This window comes from Pseudarthrobacter raffinosi (assembly GCF_023913835.1).
In the GTDB taxonomy this organism is placed as follows: Bacteria; Actinomycetota; Actinomycetes; order Actinomycetales; family Micrococcaceae; genus Arthrobacter; species Arthrobacter raffinosi.
This window is the reverse complement of the sequence record NZ_JAMXBG010000014.1, coordinates 1-21,412: the sequence shown is the minus strand read 5'-3', so window position 1 is coordinate 21,412 and position 21,412 is coordinate 1. Positions and strand designations below refer to the sequence as shown.

Below are 21,412 nucleotides of genomic sequence, written 5' to 3'. Positions count from 1 at the left end.
TAGTCATTATCAATAGTGATGCAAATTGGATGACCTCGGCTGCGTCATGGCTGACGGCGGCCGGAACGAAGTCGAACAACAGCACCAAGGGCACTCCGGCCATCCAGGCCGATCTGCTCGGTGACTGGCGTGAGGAAATTGCGTGGCCGTCGTCGGACAGCACGGAACTGCGGATCTACACCACCAGCGCCGGCACTGACGTCCGGCTCCGCACCCTGATGCATGATCCTGTGTATCGGCAGTCGGTTGCGCGCGAGAACATCGCCTACAACCAGCCGCCGCACCCCAGCTTCTTCATCGGAGTGGGCATGAAACTGCCCGCACAGCCGGATATCACCTATACCGGCGCAAAGTAGCCTCCAGTAGTCCACCGACAGAACTGCCCTGTCCGCCCCAAAAGGGCGGGTGGGGCAGTACCTGTTGCGGGTATGTGTCGGCCCCGACCCTCCGGTAACACCGCGCCTCAGTAAGATCGCAGCATGACTGAGACCGCGGCCAATTCCGTAACCCTCCGCTTCCTGGCTGCCCCCACGGATGTGGGCCACAGCGGCTCGGTGGATGCGGGGACCGTCCTCGAATGGGTGGACAAGGCTGCGTACGCTGCCGCCGTGGGCTGGGCCAAGTCCTACTGCGTCACCGCCTACGTGGGCAACATCCACTTCGCGGACCCCGTGAACAGCGGCGACATGGTGGAGGTGGAGGCCACCATCGTCTACACGGGACGCTCCTCCATGCACATCCGGACCGTCGTCTCGTCAAGCGACCCCAAGGGCGGGCCTGCCACGATGCGCAGCCAGTGCATGGTGATCTTTGTGGCGGTCGGCGACAACGGCAAGCCCATACCCGTCAAACAGTTCGAACCGATCACGGCCGCGGAGATCGAACAGCGGGACCACGCCCTGGCGCGGATCAAGGTCCGTGAACGGATCGTCGAAGCCATGAACGCCCAGGAATATACCGACGCCGGGACCGCCGAACGCGTGACGCTGCGGTTCATGGCGGCCCCCACGGACGTGAACTGGGGCGGGAAAGTGCACGGCGGAATCGTGATGAAGTGGATCGACGAAGCCGCCTACGTCTGCGCGTCCCGCTACTGCGGCATGGACACCGTGGCGGTCTTCTCCGGCGGCGTGCGCTTCTACCGGCCCCTGCTGATCGGCCACGTAGTGGAGGTCGAGGCCAGGCTGGTCTACACCGGGACGAAAGGCATGCACATCGCCGTACATGTGCGCTCCGGAGATCCGAAGGGCAAAGAACTGAACCTCACCACGTATTGCCTCACGGTGATGGTGGCCCGCGACGCCGACGGCAACTCCGTGCCCGTCCCCGGCTGGGTGCCGGTCTCGGCGGAGGACAAACGCCTGCATGCCCACGCCCGCGAACTGCTCGAGATCCGTGGGACCGCCCCGGGGAACCGGCTGCCCAACCACCTGCTGGGGCAGGGCTAAGACGGAGGGATCCATCTGCTGGGGCAGGGCTAAACCAGCCAGCCAGCCCCGGCGGGAACGACCTTAGAAGCCGCTGCCGCCGGCGTCGGCCGCCATGTTGGCGAAGCGCGAGTAGTGACCCTGGAATGCCACCACAATGTCCTTGGTGGGGCCGTTACGGTGCTTGGCGATCAGGATGTCCGCCTCGCCCGCACGCGGGGATTCCTTGTCGTAGACGTCCTCACGGTGCAGCAGGATGACCATGTCCGCATCCTGCTCGATGGAGCCGGATTCGCGGAGGTCAGAGACCATGGGCCGCTTGTCCTGGCGCTGCTCGGAGCCACGGTTGAGCTGCGACAGGGCGATGACCGGAACCTGGAGTTCCTTGGCCAGCAGCTTCAGCGCACGGGAGAACTCGGAGACTTCCTGCTGGCGTGACTCCACCTTCTTGCCGGAGCTCATGAGCTGCAGGTAATCCAGGATCACGAGCTTCAGGTCATGCTGCTGCTTGAGGCGGCGGCACTTGGCCCTGATTTCCATCAGCGACATGTTCGGGCTGTCATCGATGAAGAGCGGGGCATCATTCATCCGGCCCATGGTGGTGGCGATCTTGGACCATTGCTCGTCCTTGATGGTGCCCTTGCGAAGGTCCTGCAGGCCGATGGTTGCCTCTGCGGACAACAGGCGCATGGCGATTTCGTTCCGGCCCATTTCGAGCGAGAACATCACAGTGGCCAGGTTGTTCTTGATGGCGGCCGAGCGGGCGAAGTCCAGGGCAAACGTGGACTTGCCAACTGCCGGACGGGCGGCAATAACGATCATCTGCCCCGGGTGCAATCCATGGGTGAGTTCATCGAGTTCGTAGAACCCCGTTGGCACACCGGTCATGCCTTCCCCGCGGTGTCCGGACGCTTCGATCTCGTCCACCGTGGCTTCCATGACGTCCTTGAGGACCACATAGTCCTCTGCTGTGCGCCGCTCCGCGACGGCGTAAACCTCGGCCTGTGCCTGGTTGACCAGGTCCTCCACCTCACCGTCGGAACCGTATCCCAGCTGGACGATTTTGGTGCCTGCGTTGACGAGCCGGCGCAGAATGGCGCGCTCTGCCACGATTTCGGCGTAGTAGCCGGCATTGGCGGCCGTAGGGACAGTCTGGATGAGCTCGTGCAGGTAGGCGGGTCCGCCGATCCGGTTGATCTCTGCGCGCTTGGTCAGTTCGTCCGAGACCGTAACCGCATCCGCCGGCTCGCCGCGGCCGTAGAGGTCGATGATCGCCTCGTAGATGGTCTCGTGCGCAGGCCGGTAGAAGTCCTGTCCGCGGAGGATTTCCACAACGTCAGCGATGGCGTCCTTGGACAGCATCATGCCGCCGAGGACGGACTGCTCAGCGGGAATGTCCTGTGGTGGCTTACGGCTGCCTTCTGATCCGCGGGTACCCTCGATCGAGTCCAGGTGCGTTACTGACAAAGCTGCCGTCCTCCATAGTGTGCCGCGACTTGATGCGGCGAGTAAGTCATTCACCTGCCGGGATGCCCTCCTGCGGGACCTCCACGGGACGGCATACGTTCAGGTCTATCAGCGGCCTCCGACAATGAAGCGCGGCGGGCCCGATTGAAGCCTCCGCAACGTTGAGTCTGCGCAACGCGCGTGGGAGTTATCCCCATGTTCCGCTAGTTATCCACAGAAAGCGCCGCAGCAGCCGGACCGAAGTCCTCCACTGCTGCGACAGCACATGTGCGCAACGGCGTCACAGCACCCCAAAAGCAGGTATCCCGCAACGGTAGCCGCCACCGCCCCAGCGTCCAAGCCCGCCAACCCGGAGGGCTGTGGATAACCTGTGCACTAAGGGGCATAGCTTGTGCACAGCCTGTGGGTGGACCTGTGGAAACAAAAAAACTTTTGCCGTATATAGGCGTCTGACCTGCGAAAACGTTCGTCGAAGATGTGGACTAAATTCTTTTTTTCGCAACCTTCATCCACAGCTTGCGGCGTGGCGCTGTTGAAAGATCCGGATATCCGAGCGCCTCCACCGGCGATTCATACCGGTTTAGTGATGCATCGCACACCTGCCGGCATCTTTTGACGCCACAGCGAATCGGCTGTATGCAACGGCCGGAATGTGCTGTGGATAACGGGCATCTGGCATAAGCTCTGATTATGGGCGATGTACTGATGGTGTTTCTGCCGGCTGGCGTGTTGGCGGCAATAATCTGGGCATTTACGACGGCCCTCAGACCCCGTAATTCCGGGACGTCCGACGCCGAGAAGTACCAGCAGGACCTGGCGAGGCGCTCTGCGGAGCACTATGCCGAGCAGGTACGCGTGGCAACAGCCGTGCGTGCCCGCCTGGAAGCCAACACCCGGCCCAGCCAGAACGAACAGCAGCAATCGCAGCAGGAAGACCATGCCCGGGCAGCACGGCGCGGGCAGTCCGGAGCGGGTGCCGGCCAGTATGGCTATGCGGCGCTCCCCGGCGGGATTCTGGACCCTCAGCTGGCCATGCAGTTGCAGACAATGGCGCACGACGGGCACAAGATCCAGGCCATCAAACTCCTCCGCCAGGCAACCCAAACGGACCTGGCGACAGCCAAAAAGTATGTAGATCGGCTTTAGAAATGGAATCGCTCGTGATCCCCGTTATCATCCTCGCGGTCGTGGCCGCCGGTGTCGCATTGGCTGCCCGGGCGGTCAGCAGGCGGCAGGCGGCCGCCAAGCAGGCCGGCACGGCCCCTGCGCCGGATCCGATTGAGGTGGCCCGCCGGGCCGCCACCAAGCTCTCCGAGGACCAGCACCGCAGGTTGTACGCGCTGATTGCCCAGGGACAGGCGATGGCGGCCATCAAGCTGTACTACGAGGCCACAGGAGAAGGACTGCGGGCATCCCGGGACGCGGTGGGGGCGTTGGCCGCCCACCCGCAGGCCTACCGCAGCCCTGCCGCTGAAGCGGCGGAGGCGGAGCCCGACGATGACGACACGCCCCAGCGGTTCCCCTACCGCTACCGCGCCATTGCCAGCAAGGGCGATGTAACGCGTGAGGTCAGCAGCAATATGCTCAACGACGAGATCTACGGCCGCATCCGCACGTTGGCGCGCAGTGGCGACACCGAAGGCGCCGCCACTGCGCTGACCAAGCACTCGGACATCTCCATGAAACAGGCACGCGAGTTCATCGCCCTCCTGGACGACTAAGGATCCTGGGCGGCTACGCTCCCGGACCCCAAGGCTCCCAGCCGCGGCACAGTGCGCCGTCCGGCCGTCAGAAGTCGAAGATGTCTCCCAGCCAGCCTTCCTTCTTTTTGGGCCGCCGGCGGTCGTGGTCGCGGTCATACCCCGGCTTGTCGTACTTCCGGTCGTCGTAGCGCGGCTGGTCGTAACGGGGCTGCTCGTACCGCGGCTGCTCGCGGCGGGGTTCAAAGTTCGTATACAGCGGGGGCGGAACCGGAGCAGCGACAGGCGCCGCGGCCACCGGGCGCGCCGGCGTAGGAGCGCCGCCGTCCATAGCGTCGTTGGCGCGGTCGATGATTTTGTCCAGCTCACCGCGGTCCAGCCAGACGCCGCGGCACTGCGGGCAGTAGTCGATCTCGACGCCGCTGCGTTCGCTCATGATCAGGTCAATTGAATCCACAGGACATTTCATGTTCCGGTCAACGACCGGGGACACCGAATAGTTCAGACGCCGGGATCCCGGGCGCTGACGGGGGAGCTTTGCGGACGGGCGCGGACTTTGCGGACCGGCGCCTTAGCGTCCGCCGGAAATGCCTGCCAGGAGCTGTTCGAACGGCAGGGACTCCAGTGCCGCCGGCTTGCGGCCGGGCTGATCCTCCGCGAGGAGGGCGGCGAACTCAGCCGCCGCACGGTCGATCCGCGACGATAAGGGCGAGCCGCCGTCGTCCGTTTTACCCCAGTCCTGGGGGCCGGCGAAAACGGCCGTAGCGGCCATCCTGGTGCGCAGGTAGCTGAACAGCGGGCGCATGGCGTACTCGAGGACCATCTGGTGGCGGTCGGTACCGCCGGTGGCGCCCAGCAGGACGGCCTTCTCGTCCAGGGACTTGGGGTCCAGGACGTCGATGAAGGACTTGAACAGGCCGCTGTAGGAAGCGCTGAACACCGGGCTAACGGCAATGATGCCGTCGGTTGCCTCCACGCCGGCAATGACATCCGCCAGGCGAGGGGCCGCATAGCCGGTGACAAAGTTGTTGGCGATGTCCACCGCGAGGTCCCGGAGCTCAACGACCTCAACCTTCACCTCGAAACCCGCATCGGCGAGGCGGTGCTCTGCTGCAGCGGCGAGCTGGTCGGCGAGCAGCCTGCTCGAGGACGGCACGCCCAGGCCGGCGGACAGTACGGTGATGCGGCGGGTTTCCACTTGGACTCCTGAGGTTCGGTACAGCCTATGATACATGTGTTTGCATGTATCGAGATAACCGATGCCTGTCCGCGTTTATTCCAGCGGTGCCAGGTCACCGGCGGTTGCACTCCAGGCGGCATGAAATGAGCATCTGCGTTTTCCTGGATGCGCGGGAGGGGCACCCCTTCTACCTAAAGCGTTACGGGATAAGTCCCCACTCCACCTAACAGGTCACTCGGCGCTGCCCCTCCACACCTAGCTCTGGCGGGAGCACGAAATTCCCTATGTAGGACGCGATACAAAAAGCGAGTACTCAGTACTGGTGTTTACCTGGCCGGGCTGGTCATATGCTCAATTTACGGGCAGGGTCACTCGGCCGGGGGTTTCGAATTCCTCTAGAGGCACTGGCTGGATTAGTCGCCGGGGCCGAGACACCATCCGACCGAGACCACCCCAGACAGGAGACGACCATGCGCACCTGGCAGAGCAAGGCACTGCACTTCGACATCCACGGCCGCATCACGATCCGCGTCGACGCAAAGGCGCCGTCAGCGACCCAGCTCCAGAGCATGTTGGCGTGTTTCGCCACCGACACCGAACGGCCGGCCGACATCGTCGTCGACGCCGGGCCGGAGCCGATGCCGGATGCGGGTCTGCTCGAGCACGAGCTCGCGTACACGGGGAACAGCGTGCGCTTCCAAGCCGATCGCGTCCAGATCGTGAGAGACGCAGAGCAGTGGCGCATTCACGGACCGGGTGAGCTGTTGACCTCCGTGGTCCCTGTTCTCGATGTCGCCATGGTCGGTCGAGGAGCCGGCATGATCCACGCGGCAACGATGGCGTACCGGGGTCACGCGATTGCGCTTCCCGCCGCCGGAGGGACCGGTAAGACGAGCACCGCTGCCAAGCTGATGCGGCGCGAGGGGTGGTCGTTCATGGGTGACGACTGGGCCTTCCTCGCCGAGGACGCCACGCTGCTCGGCTACGCGAAGCCGATGTTCATCAAGCCGCACCACCGGGCCATCTACCCGCACCTGTTCGAAGGTGTCCGGAAACCCCTCGTCCCGTCACAGCTCTCGAAGAGCGTCGGCCGTCTCACGACGGTGGTGCATCCTTACGTCATCCGTTATCCGCGCCTCGCGGACTTCTCCCGGCGATGGTCGCCGGAGCACCGCATGGTCGAGGCGGGGACCGCGTTCCCGGGGCGAGAAGTGACGACCTCGGCCCCGCTCGCGGCCGCCATCTACATCGAGCGCTTCGAGGGCGCCCGGTCTCGGATCGTCGAGCGGACGAGCGACTGGATGGTCGACCGCATGATCGGCAACTTCCACATCGAGATGGCGGGCTTCTCGCAGCGGGTCGTGACTGGCTTGGCGGCCACGTCCGTCCTCCCGTGGCGCGAGCACTTCGCGGCGAAGGGGGTCGTGCTGAGCAAGGCACTCGACGGACGTCCCTGCCACCTGCTGCAGGTGCCCTCCGCGTACACGGCGGACGAAGCGTCGGACGACATTGTCCGGTATCTCGAGGAGCTGCTGCCGTCGGTCCTCGACCAGGAGGCCTGAAGTGCGGGACACAGAGAGTCACAGCCCTGCCGAGATCACCGCGGTCGTTCCGGCCCGCAACGCGGAGCACCTGCTCCCGCGCTGTCTGGGGGCCCTGCGTCAGTCAGGTGTAGCCGAGATCATCGTGGTGGACGGATGCTCCACCGACCGCACCGTCGACCTCGCCCTAGCGGCCGGTGCCCGGGTCCTGAGTGACGAGGGGCGCGGCCTGCCATGGGCTCGAACGCTCGGTGTGCAGAGCAGCAGCACCCGTTGGGTCCTGCTCGTCGACGCCGACGTCGTGTTCGGGCCCACGGGGGTTGCCGACCTGCTCACGGAGCTGGTCGAGGGCGGCTACGACGCCCTCCAGGCCGGTCTGGAGAGTGTCGCTGGACCGGGCTACTGGGGGCAGGCGCTGGCACATCACCATCGCACCGGCCGCAGCCGCAACTGGTTCGGGCTTGTGGCGACGGTCGTCGACCGGGACCTCATGCTGGGCGTGGGTTTCGACGACTCGTTCAAGTCGGGAGAGGACATCGAGCTGCGTTGGCGGATGCGGGAGTCAGGGCTGCGAACGGCGGTGTCACGCCGGGTCGTCGTCGAACATCGTTTTGCCGCAGACGACTTCGACTTCGCGCTCGACCAGTTCCTCATGGACGGAACGGGACTGGGACGGATGGTCCGCAAGCACGGCTGGCGCGGTGCGAGGTTGGCGCTGCTGCCCTTCGCCGCGGCAGTCCGGGGCAGCGCCTTGAGCCTCGCCGCGGGCCAGCCACGGTGGCTGCGCTACTACTTCGCCTTCTGCTGGTATAACTACGCCGGCCTGGCGAAGGGGTTGCGTCGTGAGCGCTGAGCGGGGGACCACTGTCCGGGACGGCTCGACCGTCCGGCACTCCGCTTTGCGCAGCTCCCTCGGCCTCATCGTGGGCAAGGCTGCCCAGATTGGCTGGGGTTTTGCCTTCTGGGTCGTGGCCGCGCGCGCGACGTCAGACCGTGAGGTCGGGCTCACCATGGCCGCGGTCGCGGCAGTGATGATCTGCACGCAGCTCGCGGTGCTGGGTGCCGGGTCGGCCGTAATCGTCGCGGTGGGGCGAGGAGAGCCCCCCGCACGGGTGCTGGACTCGGCGTTCGCCATCGTGGGGGTAGCCGGCACCGTGCTGGCCCTCGGCTACCTCGTGCTGCAGTCGGCTGTGGCGCCGGACACGGCGTCGACATCGGTTCTCTTCTGGCTTACGTTCCTCGCGGCTGCCGTCACCGGCACCTTGGTGATTGTGCTGGACCAGGCGCTCGTGGCGTTGGGACGCGGTGCCAGCGCGACCTTGAGGTACGCGTTGGGCGGCGGGGTTTCACTCGGGGCTGCAGCGCTCGTGTCCTGGCAGGCGCACGGCGCCTCCGCCGACGTCGTAATGGCCTGCTGGACCCTCGGGAATACGGTGGCGTGCGTCGTCGGTGTGATCCAGCTGCGAAAACTGATTGGCTACCGGCCGCGACCATCCTTGCGCTCGGCGCGCGGCCGTCCACTGCTGGCGGTGGGTATTCCGTACCAGCTCCTCACCCTCACCGAGCGCGCCCCCGGGCTGGTGCTGCCGCTCCTGCTGGCCCACACGGTGGCGCCGGAGATCGCTGCCTACTGGTATCCCGCATGGATGATGGCCTGGGCCGCCTACTCCGCTCCGATGTTGATGGGCATCGTCCAGTTCTCCGAAGGCGTCCGCGACCCGCACCGCCTGGTGTCTACAACCTGGGCGAGTCTCCGTTGGTCGCTTGCCGTAGGAGGTCTGGCGGCAGTCGTCCTCGTCCTCCTCGCTCACCCGCTGCTCAGTCTGCTGGGCGAGCGGTACGCCGACGCATCCGCGGACGCTCTGCGGTGGTTGGCGGCCGGACTGGTGCCGTACGCGGTGCTGCAGGCGTACAACGCCGTGTGCCGGGCTCTCGGCCGCTACACAGAGCCGATCGTAGTAGGCGTGACGCTCGGAGTCGCCCTCTGCACCTCAGCGCTGTTCGTCGCCGGAACGGGCCCCGGCGCCATGGCCCTTGCGTGGCTGGTGGTGCTCTCCATTGGGGCCGTTGCGGCCGGCCTCCGGTTAGTCGCCGTTCTCCGGCGCATCACGAAGGAGTCACGATGACCACCACAATTGAAGCACCCAACCGCATCCAGGGACGCTGGAAGCCCCGTGACGTGTGGTGCGCACTGGCGGGAGTAGTGTCACTGGCTCTTGCCGTGTGGGCCGCGTCCACGGTGGCAGTGCCCGTTAGCAGCGATCTGGGGCTCGCCGCCGTGCTCCCCTACCCGTTCTGGGTGGGGGTTCTGATCCTGAACGTCGCCTTCATCGTGGCGCTGCGCGGAGATGCCGCGGGCCCGGCGCGCCGCCCGGTCATGTTGTGGCTGGTCGTGGTGCTGGTGCTCGTGCTCTTCGGGACCGCAGCCTTCGTGACGGACGTACCGCGGGGTGAGGTCGCGTTCCGTCATCTCGGCATTGCGGACGCCCTCTCGCGCACCGAGGGGATCGACCCCGACATCGATGCTTACTTCAACTGGCCGGGTTTCTTCGCCCTTCTGGCGACGGTGCTGAAGGCGACCGGTCTCGACCCGGTGACCGTTGCCCTGTGGGCACCGGTGCTCAACATGGGACTGTGGCTCGCTGCCCTGAGTGTGCTGACGGGCTACCTGACGCGCGATCCGCGGCGGCGCTGGCTCGTGCTCTGGATCTTCTGCCTCGGCAACTGGCAGGACCAGGACTACTTGTCTCCCCAGGCCTTCGGCTTCTTCCTGTACCTCGTCGTGATCGCGCTGGTCCTTGGCCCGTTGGCCGCGCGGACCCCTAAGTTTCTCGGCTTCGGACGCGCCGACCTGACGGCGTGGTGGCTAGGGCGGTCGCCCGCAGAGCACCGGCCGGGGCACCGGGTGAGCGCCCTCGCGGTGACCCTCTTGCTCATCACGGTCATCTGTGCGAGCCATCAGCTGACGCCGTTCCTGGTGCTCATCACCGTTACCGCTCTCACCTTGAGCGGACGTGTCTGGCCCAGCCGGCTGCCCCTGATCACCGCGGTCGTGCTGGCGCTTTGGCTCGTCTTTCCCGCCAGTGCATACCTCGCCGGGAACCCACCCCTGGCGGAAGGAGGACTGCTGGCCGCGATCGACGCCAACGTCGTCGACCGCGTGAGCGGGACTGCCGGCCACGTGCTCGTGGTGCAGGTCAGGGTCCTTCTCACCCTCGTGCTGTGGGCGCTCGCCACGGCGGGGGCCGTGCGCGACTGGCGCAGGGGGCGTCTCGACATCCGGGTGGTCCTCCTCGCCGTCACCCCACTGCTGCTCTTCCCCGTGCAGTTGTACGGCGGGGAGATGCTCATCCGCGTCTCGCTTTTCGCGTTGCCCTTCATCGCCCTGCAGGCGTGCTCGGTCCTGCTTCCCGCGGACGGCAGCACACGCCCCTCCTCCCGCGCCGCGGGTGGCCTTGTGCTCACGTGCCTCCTGCTGGCCGGGATGACCGTGACAGGCCGGTTCGGGAACGCCCAGTATGACGTCTTCACCGACAATGAGATCACCGCCGTCGCCGCTGTGAAGCGTCTCGCGCCCCCCGGCTCGATGATCATCTCGGCGTCCACCCCGACGCCGTGGCGCAGCGAGGCATACCTCGAACACCGGTACCGGACGATCGACTTCATGTGCAAGTCCGACTTGTCGACGGCGACGTGCGGCCCACTCGTCTACGAAGACGCCAGGGACAACCCTGCCGGTGCCGTCGTGCTGCTCACGCGCTCGTCGGAGGCGAGTCTCGTGCTCCGGGGCGTCAGCAGCGAGGGCAGCTTCGACGAGCTGGAGGCGTGGTTGAGCGCGCAGGACGGCGTGGAGCTCGTGTTCAGCAACGTTGACGCACGCGTTTACCGGGTGACACCATGAACGCCGGCATCAGCCGGCCCACCGCGGTGCTCGGTCTCGCGGCCGTCGCACTGTCGCTGGTGACGCTCCTCGGGCTGCCGACACCGCTGCAGGCGGTCGCCGCGATAGCCGTCCTCATCCTGCTTCCAGGGCAGGCACTGGCCCGCCTCACGCCGGTTACCGACTTCGCGCTCCGCGCGCTGCTGGTCCTGGCGCTTGGCCTCGCCGCCCTCACGGCGGTGTCCACGGCGATGTTCTACCTCGCTGTGTGGTCGTGGCAGGCATGCGTTGTCACGATGGGCGTCATCACCATCCTCGCGTGCATAGCACGCGCACGACAGGAGGCCGTTTCATGATCGATCTGTCGGGACTGCTCGCGACAGCCGCGCTGGTCGTCACCCTCGCCCTGCTCGTTACCCTCGTCGGGCTTGAGGTCCGACGCGTTGGGCCGGAAGCCGGTCAGCCCACGACACGTCCGAGGCTACTCGGCCGGACAGTGAGCCGCAGGGTCGTGGCCGTCATGTGGATGGTGTCCCTGCTCTTCTTCCTTCCACGTGTGTTGGAACTGCTAGCGTGAGCCGCCCGGCACGGTGGTGGCTCCTCAGCGACCTGCACCTGGGTGTGTCCGACGACGACCCCCGGTGCCCCGGCAAAGTGCTGCCCGATTTCCTGCGCCGCGAGGTGCTCGCTGCCTCCGGTCTGCAGCAGCACGTCGTCTTTGTCGGTGACACGTTCGAGCTGGCTGGGGTCAATGAGGACGAGAGCCTGGCCCGGCTCGAGTCCATCCTCGTCCGACATCTCGAGACGTTCCGGGCGCTGGAGGAGTGTGCGGCGCGCGGCGTGCACCTGCACTTCGTGTGCGGAAACCACGATGTGGAGCTGGCCCGGCCCTCGGTTGCGGCCCGCCTGTCGGCGCTGCTGTCCCCCGCAGAGCCCACGCGGGTCCGGGTGCACCCGTGGTTCCTGCACGTGCCCCATGTGCTCGTGGCCGAGCACGGGCACCAGCACCACGCGCTGCACCGGATTCCCGAGGTGCTCCGCGCGGCGGTCAACGGCACCGACGAGCTGGACCTTCCGCCGCTCGCCGCCTGGCACGCCCATCCGTCGAGGTCGCGCCTGGGCCGTGCCCGGGCCGTTGCCCGGTCGTGCCTGGCGTCGGAGCTGGCGGAACGTCGCATTCGGGAGCCCGCGTACGACGAGCTGTTGCAGGGCGAGTCACTGCGGCTCGCGCTCGACGGGGTGGCCGTTCGGGACCTGGCGCGCCTGTCCCGGTTCCGGACGGTGTCGGCGCTCCCGGTCGCCGCGACTCGCATAGTGCTCTCGGCCGCCGGGCGCAGAGTCACCGGCGAGAAGGCTCCTGCTGCAGCGGGCCGGTTCGCACGTACCCTCGAGGCGCACGGTTCCGGAGTGGCCTGGTACGTCTCGGGCCACACCCACCGGGCCCTCGAGTCGGCGCTCGAGGCGTGCCCCACCCGATACGTCAACACCGGCACGTGGTGTTCGGACGTCCGCGGTCGCGGACCTGACCAGTCGGACCGTCGGGCGTTCCCGTACGCCGTGGTCGACGTCGCCCGCGACGGCACCACCAGCGGCGGGCTGCGGTACTGGCGTCCGGACGGTGGCTGAGCCGGGCATCGCGCCGGCGGCGCGCGGGGGGGAGTATTGCGGCTCACCGCCGCTGGCTACCATCCGGACCGGCGCGGCTGACAAGTGACCTGGGCTCTGCGAGACTTCCGTCATGGCTGAAAACAAGACCCAGGCAACCGGCGCCTCAGTGGACGAATTCCTGGCCGCAGTCGGGGACCCTGTCAGGCACCGTGATGGCCAGCGGCTGCTGGCGCTCATGAGGGAGATCACCGGCAAAGAGCCCGAGATGTGGGGGCCGACCATCGTGGGCTTTGGGCGGTACCACTACTGACTGACGCGCGACATGGCACTTAACCGCAGTCCCGGGCACCGACACTGCCGCCAAGTGCCATGTCGGCGCAGCGCAGGGCACAAAAAACCCCGCCGCCGGTGACGGCAACGGGGGTTTTTGTGCAGTTTGAGGCTGCGTAACCGGAAAGGCTACTTGCCTGCGACTACGTTGAGTTCGATCACAGCGGCAACGTCAGCGTGGAGGCGGACGTTGGCCTGGTAGGAACCAACCGACTTGATGTGTGCCGGCAGTTCAACCTTGCGCTTGTCGATTTTGCCAAGGCCAGCGGCCTCAACAGCGTCGGCTACGTCGGCCTGCTTGACGGTGCCGAACAGGCGTCCGGTCTCGCCAGCCTTGACGACGAGCTTGACCGGCTTCGCGGAGAGTGCAGCGGCCTGCTTCTGAGCGTCTTCCAGGGAAGCGTGCTCGCGGGCGGCGCGGGCAGTCTTGATGGACTCAACCTGCTTCTCGCCACCCTTCGACCAGGTCAGGGCGAAGTTGCGGGGCAGCAGGTAGTTACGTGCGTAACCGTCCTTGACCTCGACAACGTCGCCAGCGGCACCGAGACCGGTTACTTCGTGGGTCAGAATGAGCTTTGCCATGTTAGTCAGTCCCTTCCTTAGCCGCGGCCAGCGCCGGAGTAGGGCAGCAGTGCAACTTCGCGGGCGTTCTTGATTGCCTGGGCGATCTTGCGCTGTTCCTGCACCGTGACGCCAGTGACGCGACGGGCGCGGATCTTTCCGCGGTCGGAGATGAACTTGCGCAGCAATGCTACGTCCTTGTAGTCGATGACAGTGATGTCAGCGGCCTTCAAGGGGTTGGACTTTGGTTTGGGCTTACGGAGTTCAGCCTTAGCCATCGTGGAGCTCCTATTCTATGGAGCCCGTGGATGTTGATCCACGGGATGGTGGTGGTCCGACGGCGACAGCCACGTCAGATGCCTTGCGGCACTTTCGGCGGTCCCGGCGTCGGGCCTAAATGATTGGTTTAGAAGGGAGGTTCGGAATCGGGGCCGTTGCCCCAGCCGCCACCTGCATTGGAGACACCGGGCGTCGCCCAGGGATCCTCCTGTGCAGCCGGCTGGTTGCCGCCACCGAAGCTTCCACCGGAGTTGCCGCCCTGGTTTCCACCAGTGTTGCCGCCTCCGAAGCCGCCGCCGCTGTTGCCGCCGCCGAAGCCACCCTGACCACCCTGACCACCGGAGCGTTGGGTGCGGTTGACCTTGGCATTGGCGTAACGCAGGCTCGGGCCGATTTCATCGACTTCGAGCTCGATAACGGTGCGCTTTTCGCCTTCTTTTGTTTCGTAGGAACGGCTCTTCAAACGGCCGGAAACGATCACGCGCATGCCCTTGGTGAGGGACTCTGCGACGTTCTCGGCTGCTTCACGCCAAACCGCTGCGCGGAGGAACAGGGTTTCCCCGTCCTTCCACTCATTGGACTGGCGGTCAAAGGTGCGCGGGGTGGAAGCGATGGTGAAGTTCGCGACTGCCGAACCTGACGGTGTGAACCGCAATTCCGGGTCACTGGTGAGATTACCGATGACCGTAATAGTGGTTTCGCCTGCCATCTACTGCCTCCTTGTTCGATCCTGGGTGAAGAATTCGATCCTGCGGGGTAAAGAATGAAAATCGGAGCTGAAATTACTCAGCAACAACCTTCTGCTCTTCGGGGCGGGTGATCTTGGTGCGCATGATGGTCTCGTTAAGAGACAGCTGGCGGTCAAGTTCCTTGGCGGTGTCCGGCTTGGCGGTGAAGTTCACCACGGCGTAGATACCTTCGGACTTCTTCTTGATTTCGTAAGCCAGTCGACGACGGCCCCAGATGTCAACCTTTTCGATGGTTCCACCATCGTTGGTGATGACGTTCAGGAACTTCTGAAGCGACGGCTCAACGGTACGCTCTTCGACCTCGGGGTCGATGATTACCATCAATTCGTAAGGACGCATATGTGAACCCACCTCCTTTGGGCTAAGCGGTTACGGCATTTCCGTAACAGGAGGTTCATTTGCGATGCCGTGCAATGCCCGGCCAACAGAACGGAGGCAGGGCGCAGCACAGACTTCAATATCTTAGTGCATTTGGACCGGATAGGCGATTCGCGCTTGACTCAAGGCTACGCGTAGCGCGCGCGTCGCCGGAAGCGTCCGGCGGGCTATGTGGATAACCCGGGAAACAGGCTCCGCGCATGAGGCAAAAGTCTCTGGTGCCCGCCGCGGAACAGGGCTATATTTGCAAGAACGGCTGGGTACCGTGCTGGACGCAATGACGCGGCCAGGAAAGCCGGTCCGCGTGTCGCGCAAGCGGCTGGATGGACCCAGGATTTTGGATAGAGCAAGCAGTTCGGTCTCCTTCTTCGATGGATGGGGACCACATGTCGTTAATAGGCAGAAGCAGGGAATTGGACCGGATACTCTCCGTAATCCGGGGTCCTAAGGATTCAGCCCTCAAGGTGGTGGGCCGGCGTGGGATGGGCAAATCCGCCCTCCTGTCCGAGATTCCCCGCCTTTCCGACTTCCGAACCGTTTTTCTCACCGCGAGCGTGTCCGAGTCCGACTGGCCGCTCTCCGGCCTTACCGCGCTCCTCACCGGCATCGACGACCCCGTCCTTAACCGTTTCGCCGATGAACTACTGCGCGATTCCAGCGGCGCCATGAACGTCCCCACTGTCTCCACCATGTTGCTCAACGGACTGCACCAGCGCTCGTCATCCCGGACGGTCATCGTCATCGATGATGCCGACCAGCTGGACCCCAGCAGCCAGGCCGTGATCGGATACCTGGCACGCCGGCTGACCGGGACGGACATGGCACTGTTTATGAGCGTGCGGGAAGAGACTGCCGAAAGTCCCTTCGCCTCCCTGCCGGCCCTCCAGTTGGCGCCGCTGAGCTACAACGACACGGTCCGCATGTTGGAGTCCATTCCGGCTCGGCAGACCGCGACAGCGGCGGTCCACGCAGTTGCCGCGGCCACCCAGGGGAACCCGCTCGCCGCCGTCGAGCTTTTTGGGCTGCTGCTGGAACGCCAGGCCGAGGGAAAATACGCACTCCCCGTCCCGCTCCCCGGCAAAGGCAGCTTCGAGGCCGAGTTCGCCGCCACCGTGGGCGGGCTCTCGCCAGGTGCGAGGCAGGTCCTGGACCTCCTCTCGCTGTCCTGCCGCAGCGATATCGCCACCCTGGAACGGGCATGCGACCAACTGTGGGGCGGGATCGACGAACTGCTGGCAAATGGCATGGTCAACCGGTCCGGACCACACCTGAGGATCCAGGACCAGCTGCTCCGGGGCTACGTTTATGCTGCCATGACACCGGCAACGCGGACCGCCAGCCACCGTGCCATGGCGGCCGCAGCGGAGCCCGCGGATCCCTATGCCCACCGCTGGCATCTGAGTTTTACCGCTTTGGAGCGGCAGACTCCGTTTGGCCTGCTCCGGTTTGCCGTTGACCTGATCCGAAGCGGCGAGGTGCCCTTCGCCGTCGAGTACATTGAACGGGCCCTGACCATCAACCCTTGGGAAGCGGAGACCACCGCCAGGCTCACCACGGTGGCCGAACTGCTGTTGAACAGGGGTGAGTTCGTCTACGCCAAGCGCTACCTGGACTGGGCCCAGCGGGTGACGCGGAACCCTGCCTTGGTCCTTCGACTGACAGGCCTCGCCTTCGAGATCCAGTTCATCCAGGGCGGCGCCGTGCGCTCCAGCATGGTGCTCCGGCTGGTGAAGGAATTCGGACAGCATGATCCGGCATTTGCAGCCCGCCTGCTCGTGGCCGCTGCGCTGTACTACGCGGACCGTTGGGAGCTTGAGGATGCCACCGGCCTGGTGCAGTACGCCGAGAAGTACCTGGACCATGCCTCCCCCGACTGCCTGGCACTGGCGGACAGCGCCCAGCGGCTCATCGAGGTGATCGGCGGGAAGTCCGGACAGTTCGGCCGCAAGCCCGACGGCGGGAACGAAACCGTGGCGTCCCTTCTGGTACAGGGCCGCGCGCTGGCCTACGCCGAACACCATGCTGCCGCCCAGGAGGCCTTTGCCCGGGTGCGGAACGTGCTGGAGGCCGATACCGTCAATTGGCGGGAAACCGCCGATTTCTTTGCTGTGGACAACGAAATCCGTGCCGGCAACGTCCGGAAAGCCGTGAAACTGATCGAGGACCTTGAACTGGCCGAACCGGAAACCAAATACCACCGTGGAATGCGGCACGTCTTCCGGGTCTGGCGGGCCAATGCGCTCGGAAACGAGCAACTCGCCCACGCCTACGCAACAGACGCACAGCACTTCTCCGGGGCGGAAAGCCACCCGGCCATCACGGCGCAACTGGCCGCGTGCCAGGGGCATTTTGCCCTCATGCGCGGAAATCTCGCCGAGTCCTTCGCGCAGCTGTCCCGGGCAGCGGAGATCGGCCAGGCCTTCAGCAACCCGACTCTGCTGCGCTGTGAGGCCGATCTGGTGGAAGTCCTGGTCAGGCTGGGCAGGCACAGGGAAGCCGCCCAGGCACTGTGGCACTTGGAAAGCCGGGCGGTGGGCCTGCGTTCGCCATGGCTCATGATGGCGGTTGCCCGGAGCCGGGCGATGCTGGCTGACGGCGAGCAGTCCCTCCAGATGTTCAATGATGCACTTGCAGGCAGGAACGCCCAGGAGTCCCTGCTGGAACGCGCCAGGACACTGCTCTGCTACTCCGAACGCCTCAACGCCTTCGGCCGCCTTCGGAGCGCCCGGGACGGTCTGCTTCGTGCCAAAGTGATGTTCGACGAAGCGGGTGCCCATGCCTGGGCCCAGCACGTGGACTCGCTGCTGCTCGACGAGCGGGTGGAACCAGCCGGCACGCCCGACAATCCGGCGATGCTGATGCTTGCAGACCACGAACGCGTGCTGGCCCGAATGGTGGCCCGCGGGATGCGGAACAAGGAAATCGCGGCCACCCTCTATGTGTCCGTCCGGACCGTGGAGGTGCGCCTGACTGCGATTTACAGGAAGCTCGGAGTCGAATCACGAGCCCAGCTGACGGCCCTTGCGGCCGGCAAGGAAGCCGCCTTCGCTAAGGAGCCGTTCGTCCTTCCTGCCGTCTAGGACAGTAGCCGGGCGGCGTGCCCCCTGATGGGGTGCATCCCGCCGCCGGGCCCCGAGCTGAGGCACCGGCGTTGCAGGTAACCGCAGTTCCCGCATTGTTCCCGGCCAGCGCCCGCAGTACCGCTTCCGTTCCGCCCCGGAACGGGACGGAAGGGACTAATTTTGCAATAGGCAATGAACATCCCGGAGCTGCACGTGGGAAGGACTCGGACATGAGAACGGCCACCAGGAAGGCCGGTGCACGGTGACTGCGGAAACCGTCCTTGCCCGCATCAACGTCATGGAACCCTGGCTCGGCGACAAAGAAGCCCGAGCCGTGGCGGACGTCCTGGCCTCCGGTCTGCTCTCGCAAGGGCCCAAGGTCAGAGAGTTCGAGGCGAGGTTCAGCGCCTCTCAAGAAGTGCGCCACGCCGTCGCAACCTCCAGCAGTACCACCGCACTGCACCTGGCGCTGATAGTGGCCGGCATCGGTCCCGGCGATGACGTGGTGGTGCCGTCGCTGGCCTTCATCGCCACGGCGAATGCTGTCACGTATATCGGGGCACGGCCGGTTTTCTGCGACGTGGACCCCGCCACCGGGACTGTGACTGCGGCCACGGTCCGGGCGGCATTGACCCTGGACACGCGGGCCGTGATCGTGGTGGACCAGTCCGGCGTCCCCGTTGACCTGGACCCCGTCCGCGAACTGTGCGACCGTCACGAAATCACTGTGATCGAAGACGCCGGCTGCGCCGTTGGCTCTGAATACAAGGGCAGGCCCGTGGGCACGGGGGCCGACATTACCGTGTGGTCGTTCCACCAGGACAATGTGCTGACCACTGGCGAGGGCGGGATGCTGACAACCCACCGGGCGGACTGGGCGGCACGGGCCCGGAGCCTCCGCGGCCACTCCCTGAACGTGCCGGCGGCGGACCGTCGCGGATCCCGCATTGCCGCGCCGGAGGTGTACGTCGAGGTCGGCTTCGACTACCAGATGACGGATCTGCAGGCCACCGTCGGCATCGTGCAGCTCGGCCGGCTGGGCGAGATAGTGGCTCGCCGACGGGAGATCGCCGCGAAGTATGAGGCAGGGCTTTCCGGCCTGACTGGTCTGCGGTTTGTGGCCGACCCACCGTACGGGACGGCCAACTTCCAGTCCTTTTGGGTCGAAGTCCTCCCGGATTTCGCCATTGACCGCGAAGGGCTCCTGGCCCGCCTGGCCGATGCCGGAATTTCGGCGCGCCGCGGCGCCATGGCGGCTCACCGGCAGCCTGCCTACCGGTGGCGCGAAACTGGCAACGCAGGGCTCCACAACACCGAACGGCTGACGGACCGGACCCTGGTTCTCCCGATTTTCCACGGCCTAGACAACGTGGGCCTGAACCGGGTCATGAACAGCGTACGGGCGGCCGCCGGTGTACGCCGGTGAGCGAACTCGTGCTGATCGCAGCAAGCGGGCTGGCCCGGGAGGTCCTGACCATGGTCCGCGCCAGCGGGCAGTACGACGTCGTAGGGCTGCTCGACGACGACAAGGAAATGGCAGGCGTCACCGTGGACGGTGCGCCGGTGCTGGGGACCATTGACGACGCCTCCAAGTTCACGCACGCACTGGTGCTGGTCTGCCTGGCCTCGGGAAAATCCCGGGAAACCGTGGTGGAACGGCTGGCGGCCCAGGGCGTGCGCGATGCCCGGTACGCCACTGCGATCGACCCCACCGTGGAGTGCCCCGAGGGTTGCCGGATCGGCCGGGGCAGCATCCTGCTGCGGAATGTGACGCTGACGGCTTCGGTCACGCTTGGGGCTCATGTTGTGGCCATGCCGTCCGTGACTTTCACGCACGACGACGACGTGGCGGACTTCGCGACGTTCGCCGCCGGTGTGTCGCTGGGCGGCGGAGTCCGGATCGGCCGGGCGGCCTACCTGGGACTGAATTCCAGCGTCCGCGCACGGACTTCAGTGGGGTCCTACGCGACTGTTGGCATGGGGGCGGCAGTGTTGAGCAACGTACCCGACGGCGAAACATGGGTCGGCGTCCCAGCCCACCCTATCGATCAGGAATGAGGCAGGGAAAGCACTCCGGCGGCAAAGGCGCACTCCATGGCGGGGGCCAGCTTCAGGGCAGCCCGCCCCGCGACCGGGCTAAGTTCGTCGACGCGTTCGCTCACTGGACCTCCCTCCAGGGTGTGCCTACGAGCGCTGTCCCGGCCGATGCGCGGCCCTCGATATGCGCGATCCGGCGCCCTCGCAGATAGCCAGCGGCAGTGCAGGCCAGAACGGCCATCACCGCACCAGCGCGGCCCAAGCCCTGGGGGTTTGATCCCCGGCCCCAATCACGAATCCCGGAAAAAACGGCCCGTGGCAGTACGCTCCGGACGTATCGCCGCTCAGGGCCGAGTGCCCGCTTGTGGCCAACGATCTGGCTGACCTGGGCTTTGGAGATACCTTCGGACCAGGAACGCGACAACATGTAGGGGATGGTTCCCCTGTCGGCAGGGACGTGGTGACGAACCAGAGCGGCCGGCTCGTAGACGATCCGTGACCCGGGTGAGCCCATCTTGGAGCGGATGCAAATTTCGGTCTCCTCGCACCCGAGCGGTTTCGTGCCTTGCCGGCCGAGGGAGACATTGAATCCGCCCACCTGGCGGAGGACTTCGAGCCTGAAANTTGGGCATTCCGCGGTGGCTGCATCCTACGATCCAGTCGAGCTCTTCACCGAAGTAGCCCGGACGGCCCGTTTCCCACACCGGTTCCACGCGGCCGCCGACGGCCAGGACATCAGGATCGTCATAGAGGGCGAGCAGCCGCTCCAGCCAGTCCGGCGCGGCTTCGGCGTCGTCGTCCAAGAAAGCCACGACGTCGGCGTCTGCCAGGCCCACCCCGGTATTTCGTGCGCCTGAGAGCCCCGGGGGGCCAGAGCTTTCAACTACTGTCACGTTGTCCACGATTTCGATGAGCCGCTCATACAGAGCCTCGTTGTGGTCAATGACCACCAGGACCTCCTGGGGCGCGACCGTTTGGGCCCGGACGGACTCGATGACATCCAGTAGCAGGTCCCAACGCTTCGCGGTGTAGGTACAAATGACAATAGAGGCGGTCGGCGGCGGGTTAAGGCTAAACATGCTGGCCTCCCCGAGCCGCGGAGAGGACTGTTTGGGGATCCATAGGCGTCCGCGGGACGCTGACATTTGCGTAGGTATATTTCACCCGGCGGAGGGCTTCAGGTCTGGCGCCTGCGGTGGGCGCCTCCCACATG

General features: G+C 65.6%; 22 protein-coding genes and 1 pseudogene. 15 read left to right on the top strand and 8 right to left on the bottom strand.

Features of this window, described 5'->3' with window-relative positions:
- Positions 1–23 precede the first annotated feature (23 nt).
- A pseudogene (locus tag NG697_RS14015) lies at positions 24–356 on the top strand (rhamnogalacturonan lyase family protein); the annotation flags it as partial.
- Positions 357–479: 123 nt separating this feature from the next.
- The gene (locus tag NG697_RS14010; RefSeq protein WP_252599684.1) at positions 480–1,448 is read left to right on the top strand and encodes an acyl-CoA thioesterase; all 969 of its coding nucleotides are present in this window, start codon (positions 480–482) and stop codon (positions 1,446–1,448) included.
- A gap of 63 nt (positions 1,449–1,511) precedes the next feature.
- Here NG697_RS14010 and dnaB read toward each other — a convergent pair whose 3' ends face one another.
- Positions 1,512–2,894, bottom strand: coding sequence for a replicative DNA helicase (gene dnaB, locus NG697_RS14005; protein ID WP_058930676.1), 1,383 nt, complete (start codon positions 2,892–2,894; stop codon positions 1,512–1,514).
- Between the two features lie 690 nt (positions 2,895–3,584).
- On the opposite strand from dnaB, the gene NG697_RS14000 reads away from it, so the two are divergent.
- On the top strand, positions 3,585–4,040 hold the full coding sequence (locus tag NG697_RS14000) for a hypothetical protein (protein WP_056341733.1): 456 nt from the start codon (positions 3,585–3,587) through the stop codon (positions 4,038–4,040).
- A 2-nt stretch (positions 4,041–4,042) separates the two neighbouring features.
- Positions 4,043–4,615: a hypothetical protein gene (locus tag NG697_RS13995; RefSeq protein WP_252611463.1), complete on the top strand. Its 573-nt coding sequence runs from the start codon at positions 4,043–4,045 to the stop codon at positions 4,613–4,615.
- Between the two features lie 67 nt (positions 4,616–4,682).
- Here the strand turns inward: NG697_RS13995 and NG697_RS13990 are convergent, their stop codons facing one another.
- Entirely contained in the window at positions 4,683–5,051 is a 369-nt protein-coding gene (locus NG697_RS13990; RefSeq protein WP_252614509.1) for a TFIIB-type zinc ribbon-containing protein, read from the bottom strand.
- Positions 5,052–5,165: 114 nt separating this feature from the next.
- A complete protein-coding gene (locus NG697_RS13985) occupies positions 5,166–5,792 on the bottom strand; it encodes a CE1759 family FMN reductase (RefSeq protein WP_252611459.1) in 627 nt (208 codons plus the stop codon).
- 452 nt (positions 5,793–6,244) lie between these two features.
- On the opposite strand from NG697_RS13985, the gene NG697_RS13980 reads away from it, so the two are divergent.
- From NG697_RS13980 to NG697_RS13945, 8 genes are all read left to right on the top strand, one after another.
- On the top strand, positions 6,245–7,336 hold the full coding sequence (locus NG697_RS13980) for a hypothetical protein (protein WP_141138841.1): 1,092 nt from the start codon (positions 6,245–6,247) through the stop codon (positions 7,334–7,336).
- Positions 7,284–8,168, top strand: a complete 885-nt coding sequence (locus NG697_RS13975) for a glycosyltransferase (RefSeq protein WP_252611457.1) — start codon at positions 7,284–7,286, stop codon at positions 8,166–8,168. The genes NG697_RS13980 and NG697_RS13975 overlap by 53 nt, the downstream gene beginning before the upstream one ends.
- A complete protein-coding gene (locus NG697_RS13970; RefSeq protein ID WP_252611456.1) occupies positions 8,158–9,441 on the top strand; it encodes a lipopolysaccharide biosynthesis protein in 1,284 nt (427 codons plus the stop codon). The genes NG697_RS13975 and NG697_RS13970 overlap by 11 nt, the downstream gene beginning before the upstream one ends.
- Positions 9,438–11,216: a glycosyltransferase gene (locus NG697_RS13965; RefSeq protein WP_252611454.1), complete on the top strand. Its 1,779-nt coding sequence runs from the start codon at positions 9,438–9,440 to the stop codon at positions 11,214–11,216. Before NG697_RS13970 ends, NG697_RS13965 begins: the two co-directional genes overlap by 4 nt.
- A complete protein-coding gene (locus tag NG697_RS13960) occupies positions 11,213–11,551 on the top strand; it encodes a hypothetical protein (protein WP_104062931.1) in 339 nt (112 codons plus the stop codon). Before NG697_RS13965 ends, NG697_RS13960 begins: the two co-directional genes overlap by 4 nt.
- A complete protein-coding gene (locus NG697_RS13955; protein ID WP_252614508.1) occupies positions 11,548–11,772 on the top strand; it encodes a hypothetical protein in 225 nt (74 codons plus the stop codon). Before NG697_RS13960 ends, NG697_RS13955 begins: the two co-directional genes overlap by 4 nt.
- Positions 11,769–12,821 (top strand): metallophosphoesterase family protein, encoded by a 1,053-nt coding sequence (locus tag NG697_RS13950; RefSeq protein ID WP_252614507.1) that lies wholly within the window; start codon positions 11,769–11,771, stop codon positions 12,819–12,821. Before NG697_RS13955 ends, NG697_RS13950 begins: the two co-directional genes overlap by 4 nt.
- 112 nt (positions 12,822–12,933) lie before the next feature.
- Complete coding sequence (locus NG697_RS13945) at positions 12,934–13,113, top strand: hypothetical protein (RefSeq protein ID WP_308293052.1); 180 nt, start codon at positions 12,934–12,936, stop codon at positions 13,111–13,113.
- A gap of 149 nt (positions 13,114–13,262) precedes the next feature.
- Here the strand turns inward: NG697_RS13945 and rplI are convergent, their stop codons facing one another.
- The 4 genes from rplI to rpsF all read right to left on the bottom strand — a co-directional run bounded on the left by rplI (position 13,263) and on the right by rpsF (position 15,061).
- Complete coding sequence (gene rplI, locus NG697_RS13940) at positions 13,263–13,715, bottom strand: 50S ribosomal protein L9 (protein WP_056341694.1); 453 nt, start codon at positions 13,713–13,715, stop codon at positions 13,263–13,265.
- A 17-nt stretch (positions 13,716–13,732) separates the two neighbouring features.
- Entirely contained in the window at positions 13,733–13,972 is a 240-nt protein-coding gene (gene rpsR, locus NG697_RS13935; protein ID WP_003800144.1) for a 30S ribosomal protein S18, read from the bottom strand.
- Between the two features lie 128 nt (positions 13,973–14,100).
- Entirely contained in the window at positions 14,101–14,682 is a 582-nt protein-coding gene (locus NG697_RS13930; RefSeq protein WP_056341689.1) for a single-stranded DNA-binding protein, read from the bottom strand.
- A gap of 73 nt (positions 14,683–14,755) precedes the next feature.
- Positions 14,756–15,061: a 30S ribosomal protein S6 gene (gene rpsF, locus NG697_RS13925; protein WP_011693941.1), complete on the bottom strand. Its 306-nt coding sequence runs from the start codon at positions 15,059–15,061 to the stop codon at positions 14,756–14,758.
- A gap of 362 nt (positions 15,062–15,423) precedes the next feature.
- Here rpsF and NG697_RS13920 point away from each other — a divergent pair, with 362 nt between their 5' ends.
- The 3 genes from NG697_RS13920 (at position 15,424) to NG697_RS13910 (ending at position 20,220) form a co-directional block, all read left to right on the top strand.
- A complete protein-coding gene (locus NG697_RS13920) occupies positions 15,424–18,180 on the top strand; it encodes an AAA family ATPase (protein WP_308293092.1) in 2,757 nt (918 codons plus the stop codon).
- 244 nt (positions 18,181–18,424) lie between these two features.
- On the top strand, positions 18,425–19,588 hold the full coding sequence (locus tag NG697_RS13915; protein WP_252614505.1) for a DegT/DnrJ/EryC1/StrS family aminotransferase: 1,164 nt from the start codon (positions 18,425–18,427) through the stop codon (positions 19,586–19,588).
- On the top strand, positions 19,585–20,220 hold the full coding sequence (locus tag NG697_RS13910) for a NeuD/PglB/VioB family sugar acetyltransferase (protein WP_252611444.1): 636 nt from the start codon (positions 19,585–19,587) through the stop codon (positions 20,218–20,220). The genes NG697_RS13915 and NG697_RS13910 overlap by 4 nt, the downstream gene beginning before the upstream one ends.
- Positions 20,221–20,543: 323 nt before the next feature.
- Here NG697_RS13910 and NG697_RS13905 read toward each other — a convergent pair whose 3' ends face one another.
- Positions 20,544–21,278, bottom strand: a complete 735-nt coding sequence (locus tag NG697_RS13905) for a glycosyltransferase family 2 protein (RefSeq protein WP_252614504.1) — start codon at positions 21,276–21,278, stop codon at positions 20,544–20,546.
- Positions 21,279–21,412 lie beyond the last annotated feature (134 nt).

Bases quoted from the DNA above. Each gene is read 5' to 3' on its own strand.
- NG697_RS14010 (WP_252599684.1), top strand. From the start codon at position 480: ATGACTGAGACCGCGGCCAATTCCGTAACCCTCCGCTTCCTGGCTGCC.
- NG697_RS14000 (WP_056341733.1), top strand. From the start codon at position 3,585: ATGGGCGATGTACTGATGGTGTTTCTGCCGGCTGGCGTGTTGGCGGCA.
- NG697_RS13995 (WP_252611463.1), top strand. From the start codon at position 4,043: ATGGAATCGCTCGTGATCCCCGTTATCATCCTCGCGGTCGTGGCCGCC.
- NG697_RS13980 (WP_141138841.1), top strand. From the start codon at position 6,245: ATGCGCACCTGGCAGAGCAAGGCACTGCACTTCGACATCCACGGCCGC.
- NG697_RS13965 (WP_252611454.1), top strand. From the start codon at position 9,438: ATGACCACCACAATTGAAGCACCCAACCGCATCCAGGGACGCTGGAAG.
- NG697_RS13960 (WP_104062931.1), top strand. From the start codon at position 11,213: ATGAACGCCGGCATCAGCCGGCCCACCGCGGTGCTCGGTCTCGCGGCC.
- NG697_RS13955 (WP_252614508.1), top strand. From the start codon at position 11,548: ATGATCGATCTGTCGGGACTGCTCGCGACAGCCGCGCTGGTCGTCACC.
- NG697_RS13945 (WP_308293052.1), top strand. From the start codon at position 12,934: ATGGCTGAAAACAAGACCCAGGCAACCGGCGCCTCAGTGGACGAATTC.
- rplI (WP_056341694.1), bottom strand. From the start codon at position 13,715: ATGGCAAAGCTCATTCTGACCCACGAAGTAACCGGTCTCGGTGCCGCT.
- rpsR (WP_003800144.1), bottom strand. From the start codon at position 13,972: ATGGCTAAGGCTGAACTCCGTAAGCCCAAACCAAAGTCCAACCCCTTG.
- NG697_RS13930 (WP_056341689.1), bottom strand. From the start codon at position 14,682: ATGGCAGGCGAAACCACTATTACGGTCATCGGTAATCTCACCAGTGAC.
- rpsF (WP_011693941.1), bottom strand. From the start codon at position 15,061: ATGCGTCCTTACGAATTGATGGTAATCATCGACCCCGAGGTCGAAGAG.
- NG697_RS13920 (WP_308293092.1), top strand. From the start codon at position 15,424: ATGGACCCAGGATTTTGGATAGAGCAAGCAGTTCGGTCTCCTTCTTCG.